This is a genomic window from Kitasatospora sp. NPDC024654 (assembly GCF_055559155.1).
Window position 1 is genome coordinate 1 of sequence record NZ_JBVHLF010000280.1, and the last position, 1,101, is coordinate 1,101.

The 1,101-nt window shown below is 69.8% G+C and carries 1 protein-coding gene; it reads left to right on the plus strand.

What is annotated here, in order from left to right:
- On the plus strand, positions 1-1,085 hold a 1,085-nt coding region (locus ACZ38L_RS39620), incomplete at its 5' end, for an ISAs1 family transposase (RefSeq protein ID WP_465703040.1).
- Between the last annotated feature and the right edge of the window lie 16 nt (positions 1,086-1,101).

Sequence of the window (1,101 nt, forward strand, 5' to 3'; positions counted from 1 at the left end):
TGGCCCAGGTCCTGGAGCTGGTGCCTGACCCACGCCGTCGCCGGGGCTGCCGCTACCGGCTCGGGCCGATGCTCGCCCTATGCGTGGTCGCGGTGCTGAGCGGGGCCAGTTCGCTGGCGCGGATCGCACGGTTCGCGGCCGGCTGCGACCGGGAACTGACGGACCGTCTCGGCCTGGCGGAGTCGACGCCGGCCGCCACCACCCTGGGCCGGCTCCTGGCCAAACTCGATGGGGACGCCTTCGACGACGCGGTCGGCGCCTACCTCGCCACCCAGGCCGCCGACCCCCTCACCGACCAGGAACTGGTGGGCCTGGCCGTGGACGGCAAGACCGTGCGCGGCAGCCGCACCGACGGCAACGCCATCCACCTGCTGGCCGCCGCCCTCCACGAGAGCCAGACCGTCATCGCGCAACGCCAGGTCGAGGCCAAGAGCAACGAAATCCCCGCCTTCGCCCCGCTGCTGGAAGGACTCGATCTGCGCGGGATCGTGGTGACCGCGGACGCGATGCACACCCAGCGCGAGCACGCCCGCTACCTGGTCCAGGACAAGCACGCCCACTACCTCCTCGTGGTGAAGGGCAATCAGAAGAAGCTGCGCAAGCAACTGAAGAAGCTGCCCTGGTGCGAGATTCCGCTGCTGGACCGCACCGACGGCTCTGGCCACGGCCGCCGCGAGGTCCGTCGACTGAAGGTCTGCACCGTCCAGCCCGGCCTACTGTTCCCCCACGCCGTCCAGGCCATCGAGATCAAGCGTCGCCGCACCAACCGCAAGACCGGCAAGACCACCGTCAAGACCATCTACGCGGTCACCAGCCTGACCGCCGACCAGGCGACCCCCGGACAGCTCGCGCAACTGATCCAGAACCACTGGTCGATCGAGGCGCTGCACCACATTCGCGACGTCACCTTCGCCGAGGACGCCTCCCGCGTCCGCACCGGCACCACGCCCCGAGCCATGGCCACCCTGCGCAACCTCGCCATCGGCCTCATGCGCCTGACCGGCTGGACCAACATCGCTGCCGCGACCGACCACTACCGGTCACACGCCGATCACGCGCTCGACCTGCTCGGTCTCACGAGCTGAGAACGCATCAGCCCTG